Below are 24,965 nucleotides of genomic sequence, written 5' to 3' on the forward strand. Positions count from 1 at the left end.
AAGGGAATTCCATGGCAAAGCCAGTCGTGATTGTGGTGGGCGCGGACAAGGGCGGGGTCGGCAAGACGACCGTGTCGCGGACGCTCCTGGATTATTTCAGCGCCAACAACGTGCCGACCCGGGCATTCGACACCGAATCGCCGCGCGGCACCCTGAAGCGCTTCCACCCCGACATCACCGAGATCGTCGACATGACGACGACATCGGATCAGATGAAGATCTTCGATACGCTGAGCGCCGGGCCGTCGGTGACCGTGATCGACGTCCGCGCCGGACTGCTGTCGCCGGCGCTGGCTTCGCTCCGCGACATCGGCTTTCTCGATGCCGCAAAGGCCGGGCAGATCACCTTTGCCGTGTTCCATATACTGGGCCCGTCGATCGCTTCGCTGGACGAAATCGCCGAGACCGCGGGTTTCATGCAGGGCGCCAAATATTTCCTGGTGAAGAACTTCATCAACGACACCCAGTTCTTCCAGTGGGACCAGTCCACCTACAACTCCTACTTCCACCGCATCAAGGACGCCACCGACCTCGTCATCCCCAAGCTCAATGAGATGGCCTATGAGCAGGTCGAGGTTTCCTCGGTGCCGTTCCTCAAATTCGTCGCCAACAAGGGCAAGGACGACGAGGCCGCGAACTATTCGTTCGTGCTGCGCGGCTATGTCCGGCACTGGCTCGCCAACGTCTGGAGCGAGTTCGACCGCATCAAGTTGACCGATCTCGTCGGTGCCAAGCCTGGCGTGCGCGGCGGCGAAAAATAGTCGGATAGCCGCCGCGACGGGGCTGGATTAGGCGGAAAATTCCTTTGATATAGCGGGTGATGAGCTCCACGCCTGTCTACATCATCTGCTCGCCCCGGCCGCTGGTCGGCAAGACGCTGCTCGCGCGCCTGTTGAGCGAGTTCCTGCTGCTGAAGGATGGGACGGTATCTGCCTTCGACATCAACCTGAAGGAACCATCGCTGCTCGAATATCTGCCGCGCATCACCGAGACGGCCGACGTGATGGACACCTACGGCAAGATGCAGCTCATGGATCGCCTGATCGTCGACGACGGCGTCGCCAAGGTGATCGACCTCGGCTTTCATGCGTTCGACGAGTTCTTCAAGATGATCAACGAGATCGGTTTCCTGAAGGAGGCCGCGCGGCGTGGCGTGGCGCCGATCATCCTGTTCGTGGCCGATACCGACCGCGTTTCCGCCCGCGCTTATTCGACGTTACGGGAGCAGATCCCGCTGAAAGCGCTGATTACGGTCGACAACGAGTATGTGGTGCGTGGCGAACTGCCTGAGGCGATGGGCCTGGGGCGGGTGCTGCGCATATCGGCGCTGCCCTCGTTCCTGAAAACCTATATCGACCGGCTGACCTTTTCCTTCACCAACTACCTGCGCAACGAGCGGGACACCTCGACCGAGCTGCATCAGTGGATCCGCAGGAACTACACCAGTTTTCGCGAGCTCGAGTTCAGCCTGCTGCCGCAGCGAACGTGAAGCCTCTGCGACGCCAAATATTACCCGGGTAATATTGACGCTGAGCGGCCAGTCTGTTAGTGCCTCCTCCGACCCCAACCATTTCCCGCGAGGCATCCCGTGACATCAGCCAGAAAGGCAGCCATCGCCGCCTACAAGGAACGAAAGACCATCGCGGGAGTCTTCGTCATCCGCTGCAAGGCGACCTCCGAGACATGGGTCGGCCAGACGCCCAACCTCGAAAAAATCCAGAACCGCATCTGGTTCACACTGCGCCAAGGCAGCCACCCCTGCCACAGCCTGCAGGCAGCGTGGAGTGCGCACGGCCCCGACAGCCTGACGTTCGAGACATGCGAGCGGCTGGAAGAGGAAGAAGTGCCTTACATCCGCGACGCGCTTTTGAAGGAGCGCGCGCTGCATTGGCGGTCGCGGCTCAATGCAGAGGCGGTTTGATCTAGCGAATAATTGGTGATCGTCGTCCCTGCGAACGCAGGGACCCATACCGCGTTGCTCTCGCAGTTGAGGCGAAATGGACGACGCCTTCACCCTCCAATTCACGTTTGTGGTTATGGGTCCCTGCGTTCGCAGGGACGACGTGGGGAGAGTACTTGCGAAGAAAACTCTAATGCCCTTCGAACGCCATCAGCGTACGCACCGGTACTTCCATCGCGCGCAGCTTGGCGGCGCCGCCGAGATCGGGCAGATCGATGATGAAGCAGGCAGCGACCACATTGGCGCCGATCTGGCGCAGCAATTTCACCGCGCCTTCCGCGGTGCCGCCGGTGGCGATGAGATCATCGACCAGGATGACGCGCTCGCCGGGATGGACCGCGTCGGCATGCATTTCCATCTCATCGAGGCCGTATTCCAGCGAATAGGCGATCCGCACGGTGGTGTGCGGCAGCTTGCCTTTTTTCCGGATCGGCACGAAGCCCGCGGATACCTGATGCGCCACCGCGCCGCCGAGGATAAACCCCCTCGCCTCGATGCCGGCGACCTTGTCGATCTTCAATCCCGCCCAGGGCTGCACCAGCTCATCGACGGCACGCCGGAAGGCGCGCGCATCCGCCAGCAGCGTCGTGATGTCGCGAAACAGGATTCCCTTTTTCGGGTAGTCCGGAATGGTGCGGACGGTGGCCTTGATGTCGTGATCGAATGTCATTGGACTCTCGCAATCTCAATTAACGGGTACATTTAGCCGAAACGCATTCTCGACAATGCGCAGTCCCACCTCACCACCGAGCGACATCAGCGATTCCGGGTGAAACTGCACGCCGCCGACTGGCAAGGTCTTGTGTTCGATCGCCATCGCGACGCCGTCCTCGGTGGTCGCGGTGACTTCGAGAACATCGGGCACGCTGTCGCGCTCGACATAAAGCGAATGATAGCGGCCGATCACGATCTCATTCGGCAGGTTCTGCATCAAGCGTCCGCCGCGCACCTGGATCCGCGACGGCCGTCCATGCGCCGGCTGGGTGAGCTGACCGAGCTGGCCGCCAAAATATTCGCCGATCGCCTGCACGCCGAGGCAGACACCGAAGATCGGCAGTTTTCGGTCGAGCGCCGTTCCAATGGTCTTCGAGATTCCAAAATCTTCCGGGCGACCTGGGCCCGGCGACAATACCAGGAGATCCCAGCCCTTCCGCTTCAGCATTTCCTGTGCATGCACGTGCCGGACCACGGTTACGCTTGCGCCGACCTGCCGGAAATAATCCGCCAGCATATGAACAAAACTGTCGTCGTGGTCGATCAAGAGCACCTTGCGTCCCGAACCGGTCGCGTCGGGTGCAAAGGTCGACAGCGGCTTCGGCGCATCGCCCCGCAGCGCCTGGAACAGCGCGGCGGCCTTCACCTGGCACTCGCGGTCTTCGGCGGCCGGATCGGAGTCGAACAGGCAGGTGGCGCCGACGCGCACTTCGGCCAGCCCGTCCTTCATGCGGATGGTACGGATGGTCAGCCCGGTGTTGATGCTGCCGTCGAAATTCACGGCACCGATGGCGCCGGCATACCAGCGCCGCGACGAACGCTCATTGTCCTCGACGAACTGCATGGCCCACAATTTCGGCGCACCGGTCACGGTGACTGCCCAGGCGTGGGTCAGGAAGGCATCGAGCGCATCGAAGCCCGGGCGCAGCATGCCTTCGACGTGATCGACCGTGTGGAACAGCTTCGAATAGGTTTCGATCTGCCGCCGCGCCAGCACCTTGATGGTGCCGGGGATGCAGACGCGCGCCTTGTCGTTGCGGTCGACGTCGGTGCACATGTTGAGCTCGAACTCGTCCTTCTCCGAGTTCAGCAATTGCCTGATTTGCTCGGCATCGCCGATCGCATCGACGCCGCGCGCAATCGTGCCCGAAATCGGGCAGGTCTCGACCCGGCGGCCATCGGAGCGCACGAACATTTCCGGCGAGGCCGACACCAAAAATTCGCCGTCCCCGAGATTCATCAGCGCGCCGTAGGGCGACGGGTTGATGCGGCACAGCCGCTGGAACACTTCGGCCGGCGAACGCTCGCACGGCTCGGCGAACAATTGCCCGGGCACCGCCTCGAACAGATCGCCGCGCGCGAACGCCGCACGCGCGACCTCCACCGTTGCCTGATATTCGCCGGGCGCGTGATCGGCGAATCCCTGCCGCGGCGTTTTGGCGTAAACGCTCTCGGCGGTGTCGCGCGGCAGGCCCTGGGTGGACCTTCCCTTCCAGGAGAAATCGTAGCTCAGCACCACGCCACGGCCGGTGGCACGGTCGTAGGCCAAAAGGCGATCCGGCACGTAGAGCACGATATCGCGCTGGTCAGCCTCCCGCGCCCGCTTCTGCACAAGGTCCTCGATTTGGAACACGAGGTCGTAGGCGAAGGCGCCGAACAGGCCGAGCAGCGGATCGTCGTTCGCGGTGAAGGCGGCGACGAGATCGCGCACCAGCGACATCACGCTGGCACGGCGGGTGCGCTGGTCTTCCTCGACCGGCGCGGCGCCGCGGATGATGTGGCCGGCCATCCGCTTGGAGCTCCGCTCCGAAATGACGACGCAGGGCTCGCGCAGCACATCGCCGAGGAAGGCGATCAGCACCTCGCCGCGTGCGTTCAACGCGCTCAGAGAGAAATTCGAGCCGGCCGTTTCCAGCACCAGCGGCGGATCGGCAAAGCCGAGGTCAAAACTTTCATAACGCCCCGGCACCGTGGTGCCGGAGGACAGCACCACGCCACGGCGGCGATCGAGCAGTTCGATCAGGTCGTCAAGGCGCTTGGCGTTGCCGGTGAACTGCTCGACGACGCGCGAAATCGCCAGACCGCCGCTGGTCCGGTATTCGCTGTGCTCCGGCAGGGAGAAGGCTGTCCTGTTCATGTGATCCTCTTACGAAACTTCGGGAGGCCGCGCCACACAGGACAAACGAAGGACCGTCGCACTGCGATGGCGACCTTCGACGATTGAAAAAATGAAATCGCACCGGCCACCTCTTAGGAGGTGCGCCACCAGAGACGGCAGGGGGTAACAACGGTGCTCATGGAACCTAATCACCATCCGGCGGAGGCGATGTCAAGGGAGGGGACGGCCGGGACGCCCGCCCCAAGCCCAACTTTGGGTGTCGGGCGGCGCCAAACCTGCGTAGGATTTGAGCAAGCAGCGGCGCTTTCAACGCGCAAAGATTGCAAACCATGGAGGCAAGGATGGCACTGCTGGGTCTGGGATATGCCGGCTTCGGATCTGATAACCTCGATGACTGGCGGCAGTTCGGGACCGGCCTCGTCGGGCTGCAGGCGGTCGAGCGCGGCAACTCGCTGCTGGCCTTCCGGATGGACGACCGCAAGCAGCGCATCGTCATCGACCGCGCGATGGGCGAAGGCACCCGCTTCTTCGGCTGGGAGGTCGCCGAGAGCGCGGCGCTTGATGCGCTGGCGGGGCGGCTGGAAGCAGCCGGCGTGCATGTCGTGGCTGAACCGCAGACGCTGGCCGATGCGCGCCGCGTGCGCAGCCTGATCTCGTTCCACGATCCCGCCGGCAACCGGCTGGAGGCGTTCTACGGCGCCGAGATCGACGACACGCCGTTCGTGTCGGGACGCTCGATCTCCGGCTTCCGCACCGGCCCGCTTGGGCTCGGGCACGCCGTGCTGACGGTGGAGAATATCGAACCCGTCATGGCGTTCTACGTCGACGTGCTCGGCTTCGGCCTCTCCGACTACATCTCAAAACCGTTCCGCGCCTACTTCTTCCACGTCAACGCGCGGCATCACAGCCTGGCGTTGATCGAGACCGGCACGAACGGCATGCACCATCTGATGGTGGAATTGTTCTCGCTCGACGACGTCGGCCAGTGCTACGACATCGCGCAGACGGAGGAAGGCCGCGTCAGGGTCACGCTCGGCCGCCACACCAACGATTTCATGACCTCGTTCTACGCCAAGACGCCGTCCGCCTTCATGATCGAATGCGGCTGGGGCGGCCGCGAGATCGATCCCGCGACATGGCAGCCGGTCGAGATGCATGACGGCCCGAGCCTATGGGGCCACGAACGCGTCTGGCTGCCGCCGGAAGACCGCGCGGTCGCGCGCGAGATGCGCCTGCGCGCCGCGGCCTCCGGCCTGCGCGCGCCGGTGCAGGTGATCGAGGGCAATTACAAGCTGATGTCGGGGACGTGCGCGTGGTGGGATGGGGTGCGCGGCAACGCGTCTCGCTAGCGGCCCTATCTAAATTTCTGCCGGCGCATCTCGACGCGCATGTCGAACGTGAACGATGACCAGATTACCCCCTCGAACGCTGTGATAGACGAGGTATGGATAATGGGCCGTCGGGAACACCTGGACACCGGAGATGTCCGTCTCTCGCCCCAAACCAGGATATTCCGACAGCAGGCGGCTCGTGGCGCGTATTTGAGCGATGACGGCGGTTGCCGCGCGCGGGCTATATTGCGCAATATGCTGGTAGATTTCCGCGATGTCAGCGCGGGCACGCGGCGTGTACCGCAGTCTCACAGGCCGGACTTCGTCCAGAGGTCGGCCATTTCCTCATCGCTCGCGAACTCTCCGCGCTCGGCCTGTCCGAGACCTTCAACCACGGCGGCGCGGTGGGCCTCGGGGACAATGAACGGATCGCCGCCGGCAGCAGCAATCTGTTCCAACAATTCCGCGACATAAGCCTGCCGATCTTCAGGGAGCTTGCGCACCTTTTCGATGGCGTCTTCAAGAACCTTGGTCATTGAATCATTATACAGCAACGCGAGATGAATTGCGAGATATGGGTCCAACGCACTTTCGTCCGTTACGATCCGCTCGCCTACTCCCGATAACACCCGTGCTCGATCTCGTCGATCAGGCTGCGTGCCCGCGGCTGCCACCCGAGTTCGTCTCGCGCGCGTTTCGCCCGCACCCTGCTGTTCGACGCCATCGTGTCCTCGGCCGTCCCCTCGCCCCATTCGGCGGCGGCTTCGGCCACCGACATCGCCGTCGGCGCCCCTGCAAAACCCAGCATGCGGTTAATGGCTTCGCACGCTTCGCGCATCGAGCTCTCGCCATTCTCGGCGAAATAGAAGCTACCTGCCGGCGCTTTCTCGACGGCAAGCGCGTAGAGCGTCACGAGATCGTCGATATGCACGTTCGACCAGATGTTCTCGCCGGGCCCGGCATGTGCGGCGTTGCCGCGCTTTTTTGCGAGATTGATCAGCAACGGCACCTGCACGCTGTCGCGCCCAGCGCCATGACCGAGGCCATAGATCAGGCTCGGACAGATGATGACCGGCCGACATCCCTTGTCGCGATGGGACAGAATGTACTCGTTCAGCGCAACCCGCGCCGCGCGCGCGGGCGATGGCGTAATTGGCGTGTCTTCGTCGAAGATCGCATCCGATCGCTGGCCCTTGGCGCGCGTGCCGACGATGCTCGATCCCGATGTGTGGATGAACGGCTTGCCGCTTCCGGCGAGCGCGCCGAGCAGGCTCTCGACCGCGCCTCTGTGATCGGCGCTCGCCGCATTGACGACGACGTCGGCGGCCTGCGCGGCTTGCGCCAGGATGTCCCTGTCGTCGAGCGTTCCCAGCAAGGGCTGGACGCCTCGCGCGCGAACCGCTTCGGCTTTTTCAGGCGAGCGAACCAATCCGGTCACCTGATGTCCGGCGGCAATGAGATGAGCCGCAACCGACCCGCCGATATAGCCCGATGCGCCCGTGCAGAAGATTTTCATGCGCGGCTAGCTCCTTCCGAGATGCGCTCAACTTAGCCGAGATGCTTCCTGAAAAACTCCGTCGCCCGGCCCCAGGCAAGCTCGGCGGCCTGGCGGTCATGCACGGCCATGCGCTGCTCGTTCACGAAGGCATGTTCGGCATCGTAGCGGAACAGTTCGAGCGACTTGCCGGCATCCTTCATCGCCTTTTCAAAGGCGTCGACCGCGGCCGGCGTGCACCAGTCGTCCTTGTTGGCGAAATGCGCCTGCAGCGGGATTTTCACGTCGGCCGGTTTGGCGGCCTGCTCCGGCGGGATGCCGTAGAACACGACGCCCGCCGTGAGCTCCGGAACCTTGGTCGCACCGATGATGGTTACGGCGCCGCCGAGGCAGAAGCCGGTGAGCCCCACCTTGGCGCCGTTGCGCGACAGATATTGCGCGGCGCCCCGCACCGTCTGCGTGGTGGCGTCCATGAAATCCAGCGAGTTCATCTGCGCGTTGGCCGCGTCCGTATCGTGATATGGCACCACGACGCCCTTGTAGAGATCGGGCGCCAGCGCATCGAAGCCGGCCGCCGCAAAGCGATCGCACAGGCCCTTGATGTTCTCCGACAGGCCCCACCATTCCTGCACCACCACCACGCCCGGCGCGTTGCCGCGCGCGGCATTGGCGAGATAGCCGGCGGTTTCCTTGCCGTCCGGACGCTTGAAGGTGATGTGGGTGCCCATGGGTTCCTCCGCTGACTTCTGGATCGGTTGCAGTCATTTTGGCCGCTGCGGGATCGGGACGCAATCGCCCGCCGGCGCATTGCTGGGCTCAACAAAAAAGCCCCCGAAGGGGCCTTTCCGAATTCATGACGCTTCAACGAAGCTCAGTGCGCGTTGGCCCAGACCTTCTTCTTGGTGAAGTACAGGAGCACGGTGAGCAGGATCAGGAACACGAACACCTGCAGGCCGAGCTGCTTGCGCGCTTCCATGTGCGGCTCTGCGGCCCACATCAGGAAGTGGGTGACGTCCTTGGCGTATTGCGCAACCGTGGCCGGTGAGCCGTCGTCGTAGGTGACCTGACCGTCGTTCAGCGGCTTCGGCATCTTGATGGCGTGGCCGGGGAAGTAGGTGTTGTAGTACGAACCTTCCGGCAGATTGAAGCCAGCCGGCGGCTTGTCCTCATAGCCCTGCAACAGCGCCGTTACGTAGTCCGGTCCCTGCTCCTGATACTGGGTGAAGAAGTCGATCAGGAACATCGGGAAGCCACGGCCGTAGCTGCGCGCCTTGGTAATCAGCGACAGGTCCGGTGGAAAAGCGCCGCCATTGGCCGCACGCGCCGCCTGCTCGTTGGGGAACGGCGACGGGAAATAATCGGCGGGCCGGCCCGGCCGCTCGAACATCTCGCCCTGGTCGTTCGGGCCGTCCTTGACCTTGTATTCGGAGGCGAACGCCTGGGCCTGCGCCACCGAATAGCCGGGACCGCCGGTTTCGGCGAGATTGCGGAAGGCGACGAACGACAGGCCATGGCAGGAGGCGCAGACCTCCTTGTAGACCTTCAGACCGCGCTGCATGGCGCCGCGGTCGAACTTGCCGAACGGGCCCGAAAACGACCATTTCTGCGCCGGCGGCTTGCTGCTGCCTTCGGCGGCGCGAGCGCTCTCGGCGCCGCCCAGGAGCAGACCGCCGGCCACCATCAGCGCGATCACGGCCGAGACCATCGGCGCGGCCTTGCCGCCCGACTTAGCCAGCACGTCGTCCGCGATCGAATTCGGCACCGGACGGGGCTTCTCGATCCGCGACAGCAACGGCAGCAGGATCAGGAAATAGGCGAAGTAGAGGAAGGTCAGGATGCGGCCGACGATGACATAGATGCCCTCCGGCGGCTGCGCGCCGAGATAGCCGAGCCCGATGCAGACGGCGACAAAAACCCAGAAGAACTGCTTGGCCAGCGGGCGATATTTCGACGAGCGCGTTTTGGCGCTGTCGAGCCAGGGCAGGAAGGCCAGGATGAGGATCGCACCGAACATCGCAATAACGCCGGCAAGCTTGTTCGGGATCGAGCGCAGGATCGCGTAGAACGGCAGATAGTACCATTCCGGCACGATGTGCGCGGGCGTTACCGCGGGATTGGCCGGGATGTAGTTCTCAGGGTCGCCGAGATAGTTCGGCATGTAGAAGATGAACCAGGCGAAGAACAGCAGGAAGCAGGAGACGCCGAACATGTCCTTCATGGTCGCGTAAGGCGTGAACGGCACCGTGTCCTTTTCGGTCTTCGCCTCGACGCCGGCCGGATTGTTCTGGCCCGCCACGTGCAGCGCCCAGATATGCAGCACGACGACGCCGGCGATCACGAACGGCAGCAGGTAGTGCAGCGAGAAGAAGCGGTTCAGCGTCGGATTGCCGACGGCATAGCCGCCCCACAACAGCGTCACGATGCTCTCGCCGAAATAGGGCACGGCCGAGAACAGGTTGGTGATCACGGTGGCGCCCCAGAAGCTCATCTGGCCCCACGGCAGCACGTAGCCCATGAAGCCGGTTGCCATCATCAGGAGATAGATGATGACGCCGAGGATCCAGAGCACTTCGCGCGGCTCCTTGTACGACCCGTAATAGAGGCCGCGGAACATGTGGATGTAGACCGCGAAAAAGAACATCGACGCGCCGCTGGCGTGGATGTTGCGCAGCAGCCATCCGTAGTTGACATCGCGGACGATGAGTTCGACCGACTTGAACGCCATGTCGGCATGCGGCGTGTAGTGCATCGCCAGGATCACGCCGGTCAGGATCTGCACGCCCAGCATGAACGAAAGGATGGCGCCGAACGTCCACCAGTAGTTCAGGTTACGCGGCGTCGGATACGCCACGAACGACGAGTGCATGAGTCCCATGATCGGGAGGCGCCGTTCGATCCACTTCAAGGCGGGATTGGTCGGCTGGAAATCGGATGGTCCGCTCATTGATGCGATCCTGAGGAAGTAAAACGACGCAACGGCTTAAGGGCGGTCTCGGACTGGCGTCCGAGCCCTTAGCCGATCTGGATTTTGGTATCGGAAACGAAGGTATAGGGCGGCACGGCCAGATTGGTCGGCGCGGGCCCCTGCCGAATCCGGCCCGAAGTGTCGTACACCGAACCGTGGCACGGACAGAAGAAGCCGTCGTACTGGCCCTCATGGGCGATCGGGATGCAGCCGAGGTGGGTGCAGATACCGACCACGACCAGCCACTGGTCATGGCCCGACTTGACCCGCGCCTCGTCGCTCTGCGGATCGGGCAGGCTCGACACCGACACCGCGCGGGCCTCGTCGATCTGCTTCTTGGTCCGGTGGCTGATGTAGATCGGCTTACCGCGCCAGAACACCTTGATGTCCTGCCCTTCGGCGATTGGGGTCAGGTCGACCTCGATCGGCGCACCGGCCGCGACCGTGGAGGCATCCGGATTCATTTGCGAAACCAGCGGCCACACCGTGGCAGCCGCGCCTACGGCGGCGACGGCTCCCGTTGCAACAAAAAGGAAATCACGGCGTGTCGGATGGTCCGCCGAAGACGCTGTCGTCACGATCTCAAGCCCTTTCTTGTCTGCAGCCAGCGGAACCGCCCCGGACCCGCGCAAACGCGCGCCCCGGAAGAGGCTGCCGGCGCCCGCGGCCCCCGCGGCGGCAGAAAAACCGCTTTTCCTCCCCCATTCCGGCGGAACAAGCAGTCCAGAATCGTTCTATTGGCACCCTTGCCGAGAGAGCGCAAGCCCGCTATCGGCTCGATAGCGTGCAATGCACTAAATCCGCGCCCGGCCGTGATTTATTCGAAACATTTCATTCGCGCCACCAAAGCCTGACCCCATGCAGATTGCGCTTTTCCAGCCCGATATCCCCCAGAACACCGGGACGATTCTGCGCCTGTGTGCCTGCCTGGGCGTGGCCGCCCATATCATTGAGCCCGCGGGATTCCCGACCTCCGACCGGCATTTCCGCCGCGCGGGAATGGACTACCTCGATCACGTCGTCCTGACCCGCCATGACTCATGGTCAAAATTCGAGCAATGGCGTAACGAGGCTGGTTCCCGGCTGGTGCTGTTTACGACCAAAGCGGCCGGTTCCTATCTGGATTTCCGCTATCGAAGTGACGACGTCCTATTATTCGGGCGGGAATCCGCAGGAGTTACCGACGAGGTCGTCTCCGCGGCCGACGCTCGGGTGACGATCCCGATAAGGCCGGGCTTGCGTTCGCTCAATGTGGCGATGGCGACCGCCATGGCACTAGGCGAGGCGATGCGTCAGACGGGTCATCCGATTGCAGACGAGATCGGGCCCAAGGAGAAGGTGTGAGCTACGCGGTCAAGGAAATATTTCTGACGTTGCAGGGCGAAGGCGCACATGCCGGCCGCGCGGCAGTGTTTTGCCGCTTTTCCGGCTGCAACCTCTGGAGCGGCCGCGAACAGGACCGCGTGAGCGCCACCTGCCAATTCTGCGATACCGACTTTGTCGGCACCGACGGCACGCTCGGCGGCCGCTATGCCACGGCGGACGAACTCGCCGATACCATCGCCAGGCAATGGACCGGCGAGAATACCAACTGCTACGTGGTCCTGACCGGCGGCGAGCCTCTGCTGCAGGTCGATCCCCCCTTTATCGATGCGCTGCATGCGCGCGGCTTCGCCATTGGCATCGAAACCAACGGCACGATCGAACCACCCGAAGGGATGGACTGGGTCTGCGTCAGTCCGAAAGCCGGCGCCGATCTCGTAGTGCGCCGCGGCCACGAATTGAAACTGGTCTATCCGCAGGCGGGCGCGGCGCCGGAAGATTTTGCAGGCCTCGACTTCGAGCGCTTTTCGCTGCAACCGATGGACGGACCCGACGTGCTCGAGAACACCGCGCGTGCGGTCGACTACTGCCTGCGCCATCCGCAATGGCGGCTCAGCCTGCAGACGCACAAGACGCTTGGCATCAGATAGGATTTAGATTTTCAAGATGTGGGAATTGACGAAATCGTTTCGCTTCGAAGCTGCGCATTCCCTGAAGGGAACGACCTTCGGCGCGGCCAGCGAGGAAATTCACGGCCACTCGTTTCGCGCCGAAGTGAGCGTGCGCGGCACGCCCGATCCGGAAACCGGCATGGTGCTGGATCTCGGCCTGCTGGAGCGCAGCATGGAAGAGGTTCGGAAAGCACTCGACCACAAGCTCCTCAACAAGGTCGAGGCGCTGGGAACGCCGACGCTGGAAAACATTTCGCGCTATATCTTCGAGCGGGTCCAGCACGCAGGCAAGGTCACGCGCGTCAGCGTTCATCGCGACAGTTGCAACGAGAGCTGCACGTATTTCGGGCCGCAAGGCTAACTTCACCGTCATTGCGAGGAGCGCAAGCGACGAGGCAATCCATTCTTTCTCGCGGCATCATGGATTGCTTCGCTTCGCTCGCAATGACGGAAAGGTAACGTTGGGAATTCCTAATGGACGTATCCGTCATCGAAGATCGCAAGACGCGCGCGAGAGCCTGGTTCGAAGCGCTGCGCAACGACATCTGCACGGCCTTCGAAAAGCTGGAGGACGATGCGCCGCCTGCCCTCTATCCCGGCGAAGCCGGTCGCTTCGTGCGCACGCCCTGGGACCGCACCGACCACACCGGCAAGCCCGGCGGCGGCGGGGTGATGTCGATGATGTGCGGGCGGCTGTTCGAGAAGGTCGGCGTGCACTGCTCGACCGTGCATGGCGAGTTCGCGCCGGAATTCCGCGCGCAGATACCCGGCGCGGCCGACGATCCCAGGTTCTGGGCGTCGGGCATTTCGCTGATCGCGCACATGCGCAACCCGAATGTGCCGGCGGTGCACATGAACACCCGCTTCGTGGTCACCACCAAGGCCTGGTTCGGCGGAGGGGCGGATCTGACGCCGGTGCTCGACCGCCGGCGCACCCAGGATGACCCCGACACGCTCGCCTTCCATCGGGCGATGAAAGAGGCCTGCAGCGGATCGAACAGCGTTGCCGACTACGACAAATACAAAAAATGGTGTGACGAATATTTCTATCTGCCGCACCGCAAGGAAGCACGCGGCATCGGCGGCATCTTCTACGACTGGCACGATTCAGGTGACTGGGACGCCGACCTCGCCTTTACCCAGGAGGTCGGCCGCGCCTTCCTGAAAATCTATCCTGAACTGGTCCGCCGCAATTTCGCCCTTCCCTGGAATGCCGCCGACCGCGAGGAACAGTTGATCCGGCGCGGGCGCTACGTCGAGTTCAACCTGCTCTACGACCGCGGCACGATCTTTGGGCTAAAGACTGGCGGCAATGTGGATTCCATCCTCTCGTCGATGCCGCCGGAGGTAAAGTGGCCATGATCGCATGATCGGGTTGTCATGACTGATCGCTATGGTGCGATTCGTGTCATGTAATCCGAGGAGTAGATCATGGATTTGAAACCAGGCGACGTCGTCATTCTGAAGTCCGGCGGCCATCCGCTCAGTGTGGTGGAGGTCAAAGACGGCAACGTTGCATGCGTATGGATGGGCAATGAAGGCGATCTGTTCCGCGAGACGCTGCCGCTTGCCGTCCTAGAGCTCGCCGAAGCCGATACGTCGGAGGACGACGAAGACGAAGAAGACGACGAAGACGAGGACGAAGAGGAAGCCGAGGACGAGGAAGAGGACGACCGCGCCAACAAGGTCGCGTGAGGCACTTTTTGACGCCGCCGGGCTTCCATGGTCCGGCGGCGTAGTTTCCCGGGATTGGACCCGGTGCGGGTGATCTGATATTCGCGGCAAGTCCGCCGCTGCTTCCCGCGGCCGATGACGCTTGAAGTGAGATGGCCGCGAAACAATGACCCACCTGCCCCGCGCGATGCTGATCGATATGGACGACACGATCCTGTCGGCCTATGGACGTCCGGAGATCGCCTGGCACAATGTCACGTCCGAGTTCGCCGCTGAGTTCGGGTCCCTGACCTCGCAGCAGGTTGCCGCCGCCGTTCTGGATTCCGCGCGCAAATTCTGGACTGTTGCCGAAGCTGAATGGCGGCTGAAGCTCGATGAAGCACGGCGCATCACCGTCAGGAACGGATTTGCCGCGCTTGCCGAAGACGGTCACGTCCTGCCTGAGGACCTCGCGACACGGTTGGCAGACCGCTTCACCGCCTACCGCGAAGAGGAGATGTTCGTCTTCCCCGGTGCGCATGATGCCATCGACGAATTGAAGGCACGCGGCGTGAAGCTGGCGCTGGTGACGAACGGCGCCGCGGGTACCCAGCGCGCCAAGGTCGAACGCTTCGCGCTGTCGCACCGTTTCGATCACATCCAGATCGAGGGCGAGCACGGTTTCGGCAAACCGGACGAGCGCGCTTATCTGCACGCGATGCAGGCGCTCGGCGTCACCGCGCCCGAGACCTGGATGATCGGCGACAATCTGGAATGGGAGGTGGTGGCGCCGCAGCGGCTCGGCATCTATGCCATCTGGATCGACGTGCATGGCGATGGCCTGCCGCCGGATTCCACCGTGAAGCCCGACCGCATCATCCGCTCGCTGACGGAACTGCTGCCTGGCGAGCCCGCCTAACCCTGTAGCTCCATTGTCCGGCTGGCCGCTGCATCGCGCGATCGCGTGTAATGTGAGCTGCCTCACAGCGCGAAAGCAGGCCATCCCAGACCGTGCCGCCGTGGTTCCAAGGTTGAAGTCCGAGGATGGGGAGTTCACCGATGCCGAACGACGACACGCATAAGCCGCCGCCTGCGGCGGACGATACTGCACCGAAATTCGCCCCGCTGAGATGGCTCTGGAGATTCAATCACGGGCTCGACATCGTCAAAGGTCTGTCGATGGTCACCGTGCTGAGCAGCCTTGCGGTCGGCTATCTTCAATATCTCAACGCCTATCAGGAAAAGGTGAGCAGCCATGCCAAGGAAGACATGGCGGCTGCGACCACGACGTTCACGGAGATCTCACGCGCATTCTTCGAACTGCAGGCATTGCAGCAAACGCTCTATTCCGATTTCACCCGCGCCGTCCGGGACAGAGCAGACGAAAGCGACAAGGCGCTCGTCACCAAAAATGCGCGCGCGATTTCCGAGCGTTACGAAAACGCGCGGATCGCACTGCGCGAGAATATCGACATGCTGACGCGAAAGGCGGAGGTTTATATCGACTGGGCTAGCGACACCTATCGCGATCCGGCCGAGAAACATAACGTCGGTGACGACCCGTTGTCACGGCAGGTGCTGCGCGACTACGCCTTCGACTGTTCCGACAAGTACAATTTTCCGGCGTTCGGAAACGTGCATGCCGAGAATGACGATACACCCGCCAAGCAGGTTGCAGACGATGAATATTGCGCAATTGCCGAGAAGCGGGGCGTCGACAACAAGACCATGCCGAAAGATGCATTCGTCCGGATCTGTGCCGGCCCCAACGACAAGGCAAGTAAGCGAATCTACTGGTACAGCGCCAAGCACCATGTTCTGACGATGCATTATTGTTTCGAGGCAGCACACACCAGACTGGCGGCCGCGCGGCAATGGGCCTCCCACAGCGAGCGGGACGCCGCGAAGGAACGAGAAATCGTCGAACGAGAGAAGGAGATCAACGCCCAACTGGATGATCTTGCCGGACGGGTCAGCGCATTCAGCAGCCTGGCGCTGTATCAGATGGAGCGAATCCGAGTGAAATATCGTCCGGTCGGCTTCCTCTGCAGCGTGCCGCTGGTCCGCAACATACCGAAAATCAACTGCTTCCCGATCCGCACTGCGTCGCTGACGCATTAACACCGATCAGTGCCGCAGCGCCGCGGTGATCATGACGATGCCACCGACAATCACGGCAGCGTCGAGGATCGCAGTATGGATATGCACCGGCATGCGTTCAACGAAGGCCTTGGCAAGGAACGCGCCGGGAATTGCGATGGCGCCGATCAGGAGCGCGAAGGCAAGCACCTGCGCGGTGACGACGCCGGCAAGGCCGAACACCGAAATCTTGATGAGACCGGTCACGACCGAGATCACCGCGTCGGTAGCGATCACGGCAGCTCCCTCGAGGCCCGACGCCATCAACAACGACAGCAGGATCACCCCGGAACCTGATGTGCCGCCGACCACCACGCCATAACCCACCGCGCTCACGCCAAGGCCGGTATCGCCGATCTTGATATCGCGGTGCTTGGCCAGCCGGCGTAGCGGCACGCTCAGGATCAGCATGCCGCCGATCACGAACGCCGCGCCGGCGCTGGTCAGCCGCGTGTACCCATAGGCGCCGAGCGCCGTCGTCAGCATGGCGGCGCCGATGACGATCAGCGCGCGACGCCGGTCGGCGTAGCGAAAATACGCCACGAAGCGGCTGATATTGGTGAAGATCGCCGAGATCGCGATGATCGGCACCACGGGCTCGGCGCCGACCAGCGGCACCAGCACCAGCGGCATCAAGGCGCCGGTACCATAGCCGGCAAGCCCGCCGATCACGGACGCCAATAGCGCCATGCCTCCAACCAGCACGAGTTGACCGAGCGAAATGTCGGCAAACCCGGCCAGAATATTCACAGCCGGTGATCGCGGGTGAAACGGGCGGCGGCCTTGTCGGCGATCGCGGCAAGCGCGGATGGTTCAAGCGGAAAATCCGCGGCCAGCCAGGCGTCTTCCGCAAGCGTCAGCACGTGACCGAGGCCGGGACCTTCGGCAATGCCGCGGGAGATGAAGTCGGCCGCCTTCAGTGGAAATTTCGGCGCGCTCCAGCGCTGCGGCAAGGTTGCAAGCTCATGCCAGCGCGCAGCGCCATTACTGACGCCGCCTGCCCGCGCCCACGCCAGCATCAGCCGGTCGCGATAGGGATCCTCGCCGAGCCGGTAGAGAAGCTGCCGCGCCCGCGCCTCATCCTTGCTGGCGAACCGCCACCAGCGATGGCCCATCGAATCCAGCGCTTTGATTTCCGCATTGGAAAGCCGAAGCCGTGCCGAGACGCGCCTGGCGTCCTCGGTGACGGCGACCGTGAGCGCGGCGAGCCGGCGCACGGCGCTCGGCGGCAGGCCCAGCGCCCGTTCGGCCGCGATCATCGCCGCGAACGTCCCCGTGTAGGCGACGCCGCCGAAGATCAGCAGCAGCAGGCCGGCATCCGCCATCGCCTGCACCGCAACCGCGGCGCCTTCCGCGATCAACAGCTTCAACATCTCCATGCGCACGCGTTCGGCAGAAAGGCTCGAAAGCCCCGCACGCCCATCGATGCAGGCGAGATATCCGGCACGGTCAGGCTCGCCCGCCCCGTAGGCGGCATGCATGCGAAAGAAGCGCAGGATGCGCAAATAATCCTCGGCGATGCGCTGGCCGGCGTCGCCGATGAAACGCACGCGTTTGGCCTGGATATCGGCAAGCCCGCCGACATGGTCATGCACGATTCCCTCGGCATCGACCGAAAGCCCGTTGATGGTGAAATCGCGCCGTTCCGCATCGCGAACCCAGTCGCGCCCGAACGCAACCCTGGCCTTGCGACCAAAGGTCTCGGTGTCCTCACGCAAGGTCGTGACCTCGAATGGGTGGGATTCGACGACCAGCGTGACCGTGCCATGGTCAATCCCGGTCGGGACGCATTTGATGCCGGCCGCCTTGGCGCGGCGGACGACCTCGTCGGGCAACGCCGTCGTCGCGATATCGATGTCGCCGAGAGGAATTTTCAGAAGCGCATTGCGCACGGCGCCGCCGATCACGCGGGCTTCCTCGCCATCGCCATTGAGCAACGCGAGCACGCGCGCGGCCGGACCGGATCTGAGCCAGGGCGCGTCCGACAGCACGCGTGCCTCGCTCATTTCTCCCCCCCGTGAACCAGCTTGCCGTCTTCCAGATGCGCCGGAACGTAGGTCGAATTCGGCGGCGCGCCGGAGAACTGCGCCAGCAGGACGAAGCTGATCGCGACCAGCAGCAGCGATCCCAGCGCCAGTTTGGCGACAAGATGTACCGGCCAGGAAGAGGACGCGAAGACGCCGGAACGGGTGGCAATCAGAAACAGCGCGTAGGCCACGAACGGGATCAGGAATATTGCGATTTCGGTCAAAATCGGACGGATCATGCGAGATAAATCCGCTCGTATAGCACGCGCAGGATCCCCGCGGTCGCACCCCATATGTAACGCTCGGCGAACGGCATGGCGTAATAGGAGCGCTCCATGCCGCGGAATTCCTTGGCATGGATCTGATGGTTCTCGGGATTCATCAGGAACGCCAGCGGCACCTCGAAGGCGTCGACCACCTCGCCTTCGTTGATCGTCAGCTCAAAGCCGGGCTTCACACGCGCCACCGTCGGCAGGATGCGAAACCCGAAGGCGGTTCCATAAAGATCGAGATAGCCGATCGGCTCGATGAACTCGCGCTTGAGGCCGACTTCCTCCTCGGCCTCGCGCAAGGCGGCGTCGAGTGGGGAAGCGTCGGTTGCGTCGATCTTGCCGCCCGGAAAGGAAATCTGGCCGGCGTGGCTGGAAAGATGCGGCGAGCGCTGCGTCAGCAACACCGTCGGCTCGCGGTGATCGACCACCGGGATCAGCACCGCCGCCGGGCGCACCGGCTGCTCGCGCGCCACGATCTCGAGCATGCGATCATTGCCCGCATCGCCCGTCTTCGGAATGACATTGGGATCGACCAGGCCGGACGGCACGTCGAAGTTCAGCCGGGTCTTGCTTCGCGCGAAGAATTCCGTCGAGCTGATCGGAGCCGCTTCCATCTTCGTCAGCATCGGCTCGTTCAAACCGCATCCCTCACCTGCTTCGCGTCCGCCATGGCGAAGAACTCGCCGCCGGACTCAATGCCGAACATCGGCTGACCATCGACCATCCGCTCCTCCCCCATGTCAACCAGATCGTAATAGAGCGCGCGCGTCACCTTCGCCCACAGATCGGCGCGGACGTGCAGATAGGGCGTCAGCCCGCCGTCGGCGGCCGTCTCGAAGCGCAGGCGATGGGTGGAATCGCATGGCACCCAGTCGTCAACGTTGGTGCGGAAGCGCAACAGCCGGCCGCGATCGCCGGCCTCGTTTTGCATCTCCACTGCCAGGAACGGCGCATCGTCGACGCGGATGCCGACCTTCTCGACCGGGGTAACGAGAAAGTGCTTGCCGTCCTCGCGCTTGAGAATGGTCGAAAACAGCCGCACCAGCGCCGGCCGTCCGATTGGCGTCCCCATGTAGAACCACGTCCCATCGCTGGCGATTCGCATGTCGAGATCGCCGCAGAACGGCGGATTCCACAGATGGACCGGAGGCAGTCCCTTCCCGGCCGGGGCGCGATTGACGGCTTCGGTGGCAGCAACCGTCAGCCCTTCAAGACGTTTGCTGTCGTGGCCCTTGCCTTGCTGCCGTTGGCCGCTGGTCTGCCCTTGCTTCGCCATTGTTTGCCCTGAGTCTCGGCGCGTCGATTGGCACGATTGGTGCACATATACCGAGATATGTGTTCCCGACGATTTGTGTCCGTACTATTGCGGATCAAGTCGCCATATCGTGATGCCGTTCATACCCCGAAATACCGATAATGTGGGGATAGTTTAATTCAAACGAATGCATGGCCTTTACACAGGCTTAGCATGAGGTTCGTGGCATGACGACGCAACCAACGGTGTCATGAAGCGATTAGGTGGTTGAAGGAGAAAGACATGGCGAGCGCAGACGGTGTCGAGAAACTCGAGGACGCGATCGTCCGGTCGGCCGAGCAGGTCGCCGGCCAGATCCGCGCCGCGAAGGAAGCGATCTCCACCGTCATCTTCGGCCAGGTACGGGTGATCGAAAACACCCTGGTGACGATCCTGTCCGGCGGCCACGCGCTCTTGATCGGCGTTCCCGGCCTCGCCAAGACCAAGCTTGTCGAAACCCTGGGCATCACGCTCGGACTGGATGCCAAGCGCATCCAGTTTACGCCTGACCTGATGCCGTCGGACATTCTGGGCGCCGAGGTGCTGGACGAGAGCAATTCCGGCAAGCGGTCGTTCCGTTTCATCTCCGGACCGGTGTTTGCGCAGCTCCTGATGGCCGACGAAATCAACCGCGCCAGCCCGCGGACGCAATCGGCGCTGCTGCAAGCCATGCAGGAACAGCACATCACAGTTGCAGGCGCGCGGCATGATCTCCCCAAGCCGTTCCACGTGCTTGCCACCCAAAACCCGCTGGAGCAGGAAGGCACCTACCCGCTGCCCGAGGCGCAGCTCGACCGCTTCCTGATGGAAATCGACGTCGATTATCCCGATCGCGACGCCGAACGCCGCATCCTGTTCGAGACCACGGGCGCGGAAGAGACGCTTGCCAAGGCCTCGATGGACGCGGAAACCCTGATCGCGGCGCAGCGGCTGGTGCGGCGCCTGCCGGTCGGCGACAGCGTCGTTGAGGCGATCCTGTCGCTGGTGCGCGCCGCACGCCCCAACACCGAAGACGGCGGCGACAAGCTGATCGCCTGGGGGCCGGGCCCACGCGCCAGCCAGTCGCTGATGCTGGCGGTCCGTGCCCGCGCCTTGCTCGACGGCCGCCTTGCGCCCTCGATCGACGACGTGCTCGATCTCGCCGAACCCGTTCTCAAGCACCGCATGGCGCTGACCTTCTCGGCGCGCGCGGAAGGCCGCACCATTCCCGACGTAATCAGACAATTGAAGACGCGGATTGGTTGATGGCCGCAGAGACCAGCCACGAGAGCAGGGAGATTGTTGCGATCCGACGTGCCGATGGCGAAAGCCGAACGCTCGCCGCATCGCTCCCCCGTCTCGTGCTCGACGCCCGCCGCATCGCTGCCAACGTCATCCATGGCCTGCACGGCAGGCGGCGCGCGGGCGCCGGCGAGAGCTTTTGGCAATATCGCCGCTTCGTTTCGGGCGAACCGTCGCAGAACGTCGACTGGCGGCGCTCGGCGCGCGACGATCATCTCTATGTCCGCGAGCAGGAATGGGAGGCTGCACATACGATCTGGCTGTGGCCCGACCGTTCGCCGTCGATGGCATTTGCTTCCAAGGGTGCCCGCGACTCCAAGCTGGAGCGTGGCCTGATCGTGACATTTGCGCTCGCCGAACTCCTGGTTTCGGGCGGAGAGCGCGTCGGCATTCCCGGCCTGATGACCCCGACCGCAAGCCGCAACGTGATCGACAAGATGGCGCAGGTGATGCTGCATGACGATGCGGTGCGCGCCAGCCTGCCGCCCTCCTTCGTGCCGTCGGCACTGGCCGAAATTGTCGTGCTGTCCGACTTCTGGTCGCCGATGAGCGCAATCAGGACGATGCTTGCCGGGCTTTCGGCCTCCGGCGCCCATGGCACGCTGATCCAGGTCGTCGATCCTGCCGAGGAAACCTTTCCCTATGCCGGCCGGATCGAGTTCGTCGAGCCGGAAGGTTTTGGCGTCATCACCGCCGGCCGCGCCGAGAGCTGGGCCAGCGACTATGTCGCGCGCGTAGCATTGCATCGCGACGAGATCCGCAGCGAGACCAACAGGCTCGACTGGCTGTTCTCGACCCACACCACCAGCCGGTCCGCCGCCGAACTGCTGCTGTTCCTGCATTCCGGCATGATGGCCGCCAAGGGAAGCGCGCGCGGCTCAACGGTCAAGGCGGGGCTCAGCGCATGATGGCGGGCATCCCCTTAAGCTTTGCGCAGCCGCTGCTTCTGCTGGGCCTGTTGAGCCTGCCGGTGCTGTGGTGGCTGTTGCGCGTGATGCCGCCGCGGCCGAGGCGGATCGAGTTTCCGCCGACGCGGCTGTTGTTCGACATCAGGCCCAGGGAAGAAACCCCGTCGCGGACGCCGTGGTGGCTGACGGCGCTGCGTCTTGCCGCCGCGGCGCTGGTCATCCTTGCCGCCGCAGGCCCGATCTGGAATCCGCAGACCGGGGTCGGCGGCAGCAACGCGCCGCTGGTGATCCTGCTCGACGACGGCTGGAGCGCGGCTGCAAGCTGGGACACCCGGATCAAGGCCGCTGACGAACTGATCGCCAATGCCGACAACGATCGCCGCGGCGTCGCGCTGGTTCCGCTCTCCGACCCCGCACGCGACATCACGCTGATGCCGGCCGGTACCGCACGCGTCGCGCTGCGCCAGATTGCACCAAAGCCCCATTCGATCGACCGCGTCGACACGCTTGGCGCGCTCGACCGCTTTCTGAAGGCCACCGGCGATGCCGAGATCGCGTGGCTGTCCGACGGCGTCGATACCGGGCGCGGCACAGAATTCGTCGAGAATCTCGCCAAGACCATCGGCGACCGCAAGCTGACGGTGTTCGAGGGCGGCGCGGCGCCGGCGCAGGCCTTGGTCGCCGCCGAAAACGCCGCGGCGAAGATGACGGTCAAGGTACTGCGCACCACCGGCGGCGTCGCAGCCGGCGTGGTCCGCGCGATCGACGCCAAGGGCTCGCCGATCGGCGAGGCGCGCTACGCTTTCGGCATACAGGACCGCGAAAGCGAAGCGGCGTTCGATCTGCCGGTCGAACTGCGCAACGACATTTCGCGGCTGGAAATTTCCGGCGAACGATCGGCCGGCGCCGTGCAATTGCTCGACAAGCGATGGCGGCGGCGCGCCGTCGGCGTCGTCACCGGCGCGACCAGCGATACCGCCCAACCGCTATTGGCATCGACCTTCTATCTGACCCGCGCCCTGTCGCCTTTCGCCGACGTGCGGCTCGGCGACCGCGGTGCGCCGCAACAGGTGATCGCGCAATTCCTCGATCAGCGGCTGCCGATGATCGTGCTCGCCGATGTCGGCACGCTGTCGCCGGAAATCCGCGAGCGGCTGAACGCATGGATCGATCAGGGCGGCGTGCTGGTACGTTTCGCAGGTCCCCGCCTGGCGCAGGCCGATGACGATCTGGTGCCGGTGAAACTGCGTCGCGGCGGCCGCAGCCTCGGCGGCAGCCTGACCTGGGAAAAGCCGCAGCATCTGGCCTCCTTCGCCGCCGACGCTCCGTTCGCGGGCCTCGCAGTGCCCAAGGATGTCACCGTGAACCGGCAGGTGCTGGCCGAGCCGGATGCGGTGCTTGCCACCAAGACCTGGGCGTCGCTGGAAGACGGCACGCCGCTGGTGACCGGCGAGCATCGCGGCAGGGGCATTGTCAGCCTGTTCCATGTCGGCGCCGACTCGCGCTGGTCGGACTTGCCGATGTCCGGCAGCTTCGTCGAGATGCTGCGGCGGCTCGTTGACATGTCCGGCTACACCACCAAGCCCGGTGCTGGCGTTGCGAGCGAGGCGACTAACGTCGAGACGGTTGCGCCATTGCGCACACTCGATGGTTTCGGCGCATTCGGGCCACCGCCCTCGAACGCCAAGCCGATGCCCGCGGATTATCGCGATCGCGCCACAGCAGAACATCCGCCGGGCTTCTACGGCCCGGCCGATGGCCCGATCGCGGTCAACACCCTGGCCTCGGCCGATCGCATCGCGCCGCTCGATACATCCTCGTTGCGGGCGCAGCGCGCCAGCTACACCAATGCCGAACCGCGCGATCTGCGCGGCATCCTGCTGTCGTCGTCGCTGGTGCTGTTCCTGATCGACGCGGTCGTGGTCGCGATGCTGGGCGCGGGCCTTGCCGCTTTGTGGCGGCGGCGCACGGCGGCGGCCACCGTTCTGTTGGCCTCGATCCTGGTCGCGGCCTCGACCGCACCTTCGCCGACGCGCGCCCAGGGCAACGATGAATTCGCCATCAAGTCGGTGTCGCAGACGCGCCTTGCCTATGTCGTCACCGGAAATGCCGACGTCGATTCCATCGTCAAGGCGGGCATGGCCGGACTGACGCTGTTCCTGGCGCAGCGCACGGCGCTGGAGACCGGCGATCCCGTCGGCATCGATCCCGCAAAGGACGAACTGGCGTTTTTCCCGCTGATCTACTGGCCGGTGGTACCGGGCGCACCGAAGCCGCCGCAGGACGCCATCAACCGCATCGACGCCTATATGAAACAGGGCGGCACGGTGCTGTTCGATACCCGCGACGCCGTCGAGGCGCCGCCGGGCGAGAACGGCGCGTCGCAGACGCCGGGCATGCGCACCTTGCGCGAGATTCTCTCCTCCCTCGACGTGCCTGAACTGGAACCGGTGCCGCGCGAGCACGTGTTGACCAAGACGTTTTATCTGCTGCGTGATTTCCCCGGCCGATTCACCTCGGGGCAGACCTGGGTCGAGACCCTGCCGCGCGAGGATGACGACGACGCGGCCTCGCGCCCGGCGCGCGGCGGTGACGGTGTCTCGCCCATCATCATCACCTCGAACGATCTCGCCGGCGCCTGGGCGCATCGCCCGGACGGCCAGCCGATGCTGCCGCTGACGCCGAACGAGCCGCGCCAGCGCGAATTCGCCTTCCGCTCCGGCGTCAACATTGTGATGTACATCCTGACCGGCAACTACAAGGCCGACCTTGTCCACATGCCGGCCCTGCTCGAGCGGTTGGGGCAATAGGCC

Annotated in this window: 27 protein-coding genes; 14 read left to right on the plus strand and 13 right to left on the minus strand. The window is 63.8% G+C overall.

Translation table 11 applies throughout. The features are described 5' to 3' along the window. Positions 1-11 precede the first annotated feature (11 nt). The 3 genes from V1277_RS06900 (at position 12) to V1277_RS06910 (ending at position 1,921) form a co-directional block, all read left to right on the plus strand. Positions 12-761 carry a hypothetical protein gene (locus V1277_RS06900; RefSeq protein ID WP_334415551.1) on the plus strand — a complete coding sequence of 250 codons (750 nt, stop codon included), beginning with the start codon at positions 12-14 and terminating at the stop codon, positions 759-761. A 59-nt stretch (positions 762-820) separates the two neighbouring features. Next, positions 821-1,489 (plus strand): hypothetical protein, encoded by a 669-nt coding sequence (locus V1277_RS06905; protein WP_334415552.1) that lies wholly within the window; start codon positions 821-823, stop codon positions 1,487-1,489. A gap of 99 nt (positions 1,490-1,588) precedes the next feature. Then, positions 1,589-1,921 carry a GIY-YIG nuclease family protein gene (locus V1277_RS06910; protein ID WP_334415553.1) on the plus strand — a complete coding sequence of 111 codons (333 nt, stop codon included), beginning with the start codon at positions 1,589-1,591 and terminating at the stop codon, positions 1,919-1,921. Between the two features lie 169 nt (positions 1,922-2,090). Here V1277_RS06910 and V1277_RS06915 read toward each other — a convergent pair whose 3' ends face one another. Together V1277_RS06915 and V1277_RS06920 are read right to left on the minus strand one after the other, a co-directional pair. After that, complete coding sequence (locus V1277_RS06915; RefSeq protein ID WP_057841738.1) at positions 2,091-2,630, minus strand: adenine phosphoribosyltransferase; 540 nt, start codon at positions 2,628-2,630, stop codon at positions 2,091-2,093. A 15-nt stretch (positions 2,631-2,645) separates the two neighbouring features. Further along, a complete protein-coding gene (locus V1277_RS06920) occupies positions 2,646-4,811 on the minus strand; it encodes an anthranilate synthase component I (RefSeq protein ID WP_334415554.1) in 2,166 nt (721 codons plus the stop codon). A gap of 323 nt (positions 4,812-5,134) precedes the next feature. Here V1277_RS06920 and V1277_RS06925 point away from each other — a divergent pair, with 323 nt between their 5' ends. Beyond that, positions 5,135-6,142: a VOC family protein gene (locus tag V1277_RS06925; RefSeq protein ID WP_334415555.1), complete on the plus strand. Its 1,008-nt coding sequence runs from the start codon at positions 5,135-5,137 to the stop codon at positions 6,140-6,142. Positions 6,143-6,151: 9 nt separating this feature from the next. Here the strand turns inward: V1277_RS06925 and V1277_RS34940 are convergent, their stop codons facing one another. The 6 genes from V1277_RS34940 to petA all read right to left on the minus strand — a co-directional run bounded on the left by V1277_RS34940 (position 6,152) and on the right by petA (position 11,162). Next, positions 6,152-6,436, minus strand: a complete 285-nt coding sequence (locus V1277_RS34940; protein WP_442894452.1) for a type II toxin-antitoxin system RelE/ParE family toxin — start codon at positions 6,434-6,436, stop codon at positions 6,152-6,154. Further along, positions 6,433-6,660 carry a hypothetical protein gene (locus V1277_RS06930; protein WP_334415556.1) on the minus strand — a complete coding sequence of 76 codons (228 nt, stop codon included), beginning with the start codon at positions 6,658-6,660 and terminating at the stop codon, positions 6,433-6,435. The genes V1277_RS34940 and V1277_RS06930 overlap by 4 nt, the downstream gene beginning before the upstream one ends. Before the next feature lie 77 nt (positions 6,661-6,737). Beyond that, positions 6,738-7,640 (minus strand): NAD-dependent epimerase/dehydratase family protein, encoded by a 903-nt coding sequence (locus tag V1277_RS06935; RefSeq protein ID WP_334415557.1) that lies wholly within the window; start codon positions 7,638-7,640, stop codon positions 6,738-6,740. Positions 7,641-7,672: 32 nt separating this feature from the next. Further along, positions 7,673-8,347, minus strand: coding sequence for a dienelactone hydrolase family protein (locus V1277_RS06940; RefSeq protein WP_334373597.1), 675 nt, complete (start codon positions 8,345-8,347; stop codon positions 7,673-7,675). 143 nt (positions 8,348-8,490) lie between these two features. Further along, entirely contained in the window at positions 8,491-10,563 is a 2,073-nt protein-coding gene (locus V1277_RS06945) for a cytochrome c1 (protein ID WP_334373596.1), read from the minus strand. Between the two features lie 68 nt (positions 10,564-10,631). Continuing rightward, positions 10,632-11,162, minus strand: coding sequence for a ubiquinol-cytochrome c reductase iron-sulfur subunit (petA, locus tag V1277_RS06950; RefSeq protein WP_334373595.1), 531 nt, complete (start codon positions 11,160-11,162; stop codon positions 10,632-10,634). A gap of 280 nt (positions 11,163-11,442) precedes the next feature. Between petA and V1277_RS06955 the strand changes: the two genes are divergently transcribed. The 7 genes from V1277_RS06955 (at position 11,443) to V1277_RS06985 (ending at position 16,352) form a co-directional block, all read left to right on the plus strand. After that, positions 11,443-11,928: a tRNA (cytidine(34)-2'-O)-methyltransferase gene (locus V1277_RS06955; protein WP_334415558.1), complete on the plus strand. Its 486-nt coding sequence runs from the start codon at positions 11,443-11,445 to the stop codon at positions 11,926-11,928. Continuing rightward, entirely contained in the window at positions 11,925-12,557 is a 633-nt protein-coding gene (gene queE / locus V1277_RS06960; RefSeq protein WP_334415559.1) for a 7-carboxy-7-deazaguanine synthase, read from the plus strand. Before V1277_RS06955 ends, queE begins: the two co-directional genes overlap by 4 nt. Before the next feature lie 16 nt (positions 12,558-12,573). Continuing rightward, positions 12,574-12,939 carry a 6-carboxytetrahydropterin synthase gene (locus V1277_RS06965; RefSeq protein ID WP_334373592.1) on the plus strand — a complete coding sequence of 122 codons (366 nt, stop codon included), beginning with the start codon at positions 12,574-12,576 and terminating at the stop codon, positions 12,937-12,939. Positions 12,940-13,052: 113 nt separating this feature from the next. Beyond that, a complete protein-coding gene (hemF, locus tag V1277_RS06970; protein WP_334415560.1) occupies positions 13,053-13,940 on the plus strand; it encodes an oxygen-dependent coproporphyrinogen oxidase in 888 nt (295 codons plus the stop codon). Between the two features lie 69 nt (positions 13,941-14,009). Next, entirely contained in the window at positions 14,010-14,273 is a 264-nt protein-coding gene (locus tag V1277_RS06975) for a YodC family protein (protein WP_065745887.1), read from the plus strand. A gap of 145 nt (positions 14,274-14,418) precedes the next feature. Continuing rightward, positions 14,419-15,150, plus strand: a complete 732-nt coding sequence (locus tag V1277_RS06980) for an HAD family hydrolase (protein WP_334415561.1) — start codon at positions 14,419-14,421, stop codon at positions 15,148-15,150. Between the two features lie 140 nt (positions 15,151-15,290). Continuing rightward, a complete protein-coding gene (locus V1277_RS06985) occupies positions 15,291-16,352 on the plus strand; it encodes a hypothetical protein (RefSeq protein ID WP_334415562.1) in 1,062 nt (353 codons plus the stop codon). 6 nt (positions 16,353-16,358) lie between these two features. Here the strand turns inward: V1277_RS06985 and V1277_RS06990 are convergent, their stop codons facing one another. The 5 genes from V1277_RS06990 to V1277_RS07010 are packed head-to-tail and all read right to left on the minus strand — an operon-like array spanning position 16,359 to position 19,945. After that, positions 16,359-17,120, minus strand: coding sequence for a sulfite exporter TauE/SafE family protein (locus V1277_RS06990; protein WP_334415563.1), 762 nt, complete (start codon positions 17,118-17,120; stop codon positions 16,359-16,361). Continuing rightward, positions 17,117-18,376, minus strand: coding sequence for a CCA tRNA nucleotidyltransferase (locus tag V1277_RS06995; protein ID WP_334415564.1), 1,260 nt, complete (start codon positions 18,374-18,376; stop codon positions 17,117-17,119). Before V1277_RS06995 ends, V1277_RS06990 begins: the two co-directional genes overlap by 4 nt. Then, positions 18,373-18,636, minus strand: coding sequence for a DUF6111 family protein (locus V1277_RS07000; protein WP_334415565.1), 264 nt, complete (start codon positions 18,634-18,636; stop codon positions 18,373-18,375). Before V1277_RS07000 ends, V1277_RS06995 begins: the two co-directional genes overlap by 4 nt. Further along, positions 18,633-19,295: a CoA pyrophosphatase gene (locus tag V1277_RS07005; protein WP_442894564.1), complete on the minus strand. Its 663-nt coding sequence runs from the start codon at positions 19,293-19,295 to the stop codon at positions 18,633-18,635. Before V1277_RS07005 ends, V1277_RS07000 begins: the two co-directional genes overlap by 4 nt. A gap of 8 nt (positions 19,296-19,303) precedes the next feature. Beyond that, positions 19,304-19,945, minus strand: coding sequence for a DUF1285 domain-containing protein (locus tag V1277_RS07010; RefSeq protein WP_334415566.1), 642 nt, complete (start codon positions 19,943-19,945; stop codon positions 19,304-19,306). Between the two features lie 261 nt (positions 19,946-20,206). Here V1277_RS07010 and V1277_RS07015 point away from each other — a divergent pair, with 261 nt between their 5' ends. From V1277_RS07015 to V1277_RS07025, 3 genes are read left to right on the plus strand one after another with little or no spacing between them, the layout of a single operon-like run. After that, entirely contained in the window at positions 20,207-21,208 is a 1,002-nt protein-coding gene (locus V1277_RS07015) for an AAA family ATPase (RefSeq protein ID WP_028346988.1), read from the plus strand. Further along, complete coding sequence (locus V1277_RS07020; RefSeq protein ID WP_334415567.1) at positions 21,208-22,152, plus strand: DUF58 domain-containing protein; 945 nt, start codon at positions 21,208-21,210, stop codon at positions 22,150-22,152. The genes V1277_RS07015 and V1277_RS07020 overlap by 1 nt, the downstream gene beginning before the upstream one ends. Beyond that, the gene (locus V1277_RS07025; RefSeq protein ID WP_334420300.1) at positions 22,152-24,962 is read left to right on the plus strand and encodes a DUF4159 domain-containing protein; all 2,811 of its coding nucleotides are present in this window, start codon (positions 22,152-22,154) and stop codon (positions 24,960-24,962) included. The genes V1277_RS07020 and V1277_RS07025 overlap by 1 nt, the downstream gene beginning before the upstream one ends. Positions 24,963-24,965 lie beyond the last annotated feature (3 nt).

It is taken from the genome of Bradyrhizobium sp. AZCC 1588 (assembly GCF_036924735.1).
Taxonomy (GTDB): domain Bacteria; phylum Pseudomonadota; class Alphaproteobacteria; order Rhizobiales; family Xanthobacteraceae; genus Bradyrhizobium.

Excerpts from the sequence above, each read along its gene's own strand:
- V1277_RS07015 (WP_028346988.1), top strand. The coding sequence starts at position 20,207 with ATGGCGAGCGCAGACGGTGTCGAGAAACTCGAGGACGCGATCGTCCGG.
- V1277_RS06945 (WP_334373596.1), bottom strand. The coding sequence starts at position 10,563 with ATGAGCGGACCATCCGATTTCCAGCCGACCAATCCCGCCTTGAAGTGG.
- V1277_RS07005 (WP_442894564.1), bottom strand. The coding sequence starts at position 19,295 with ATGCTGACGAAGATGGAAGCGGCTCCGATCAGCTCGACGGAATTCTTC.
- V1277_RS06915 (WP_057841738.1), bottom strand. The coding sequence starts at position 2,630 with ATGACATTCGATCACGACATCAAGGCCACCGTCCGCACCATTCCGGAC.
- V1277_RS06995 (WP_334415564.1), bottom strand. The coding sequence starts at position 18,376 with ATGAGCGAGGCACGCGTGCTGTCGGACGCGCCCTGGCTCAGATCCGGT.
- V1277_RS06905 (WP_334415552.1), top strand. The coding sequence starts at position 821 with ATGAGCTCCACGCCTGTCTACATCATCTGCTCGCCCCGGCCGCTGGTC.
- V1277_RS07010 (WP_334415566.1), bottom strand. The coding sequence starts at position 19,945 with ATGGCGAAGCAAGGGCAGACCAGCGGCCAACGGCAGCAAGGCAAGGGC.
- hemF (WP_334415560.1), top strand. The coding sequence starts at position 13,053 with ATGGACGTATCCGTCATCGAAGATCGCAAGACGCGCGCGAGAGCCTGG.
- V1277_RS06985 (WP_334415562.1), top strand. The coding sequence starts at position 15,291 with ATGCCGAACGACGACACGCATAAGCCGCCGCCTGCGGCGGACGATACT.
- V1277_RS07025 (WP_334420300.1), top strand. The coding sequence starts at position 22,152 with ATGGCGGGCATCCCCTTAAGCTTTGCGCAGCCGCTGCTTCTGCTGGGC.
- V1277_RS06930 (WP_334415556.1), bottom strand. The coding sequence starts at position 6,660 with ATGACCAAGGTTCTTGAAGACGCCATCGAAAAGGTGCGCAAGCTCCCT.
- V1277_RS06925 (WP_334415555.1), top strand. The coding sequence starts at position 5,135 with ATGGCACTGCTGGGTCTGGGATATGCCGGCTTCGGATCTGATAACCTC.
- V1277_RS06935 (WP_334415557.1), bottom strand. The coding sequence starts at position 7,640 with ATGAAAATCTTCTGCACGGGCGCATCGGGCTATATCGGCGGGTCGGTT.
- V1277_RS06975 (WP_065745887.1), top strand. The coding sequence starts at position 14,010 with ATGGATTTGAAACCAGGCGACGTCGTCATTCTGAAGTCCGGCGGCCAT.
- V1277_RS06940 (WP_334373597.1), bottom strand. The coding sequence starts at position 8,347 with ATGGGCACCCACATCACCTTCAAGCGTCCGGACGGCAAGGAAACCGCC.
- V1277_RS06965 (WP_334373592.1), top strand. The coding sequence starts at position 12,574 with ATGTGGGAATTGACGAAATCGTTTCGCTTCGAAGCTGCGCATTCCCTG.
- V1277_RS07020 (WP_334415567.1), top strand. The coding sequence starts at position 21,208 with ATGGCCGCAGAGACCAGCCACGAGAGCAGGGAGATTGTTGCGATCCGA.
- V1277_RS06980 (WP_334415561.1), top strand. The coding sequence starts at position 14,419 with ATGACCCACCTGCCCCGCGCGATGCTGATCGATATGGACGACACGATC.
- V1277_RS07000 (WP_334415565.1), bottom strand. The coding sequence starts at position 18,636 with ATGATCCGTCCGATTTTGACCGAAATCGCAATATTCCTGATCCCGTTC.
- V1277_RS06920 (WP_334415554.1), bottom strand. The coding sequence starts at position 4,811 with ATGAACAGGACAGCCTTCTCCCTGCCGGAGCACAGCGAATACCGGACC.
- V1277_RS06955 (WP_334415558.1), top strand. The coding sequence starts at position 11,443 with ATGCAGATTGCGCTTTTCCAGCCCGATATCCCCCAGAACACCGGGACG.
- V1277_RS06900 (WP_334415551.1), top strand. The coding sequence starts at position 12 with ATGGCAAAGCCAGTCGTGATTGTGGTGGGCGCGGACAAGGGCGGGGTC.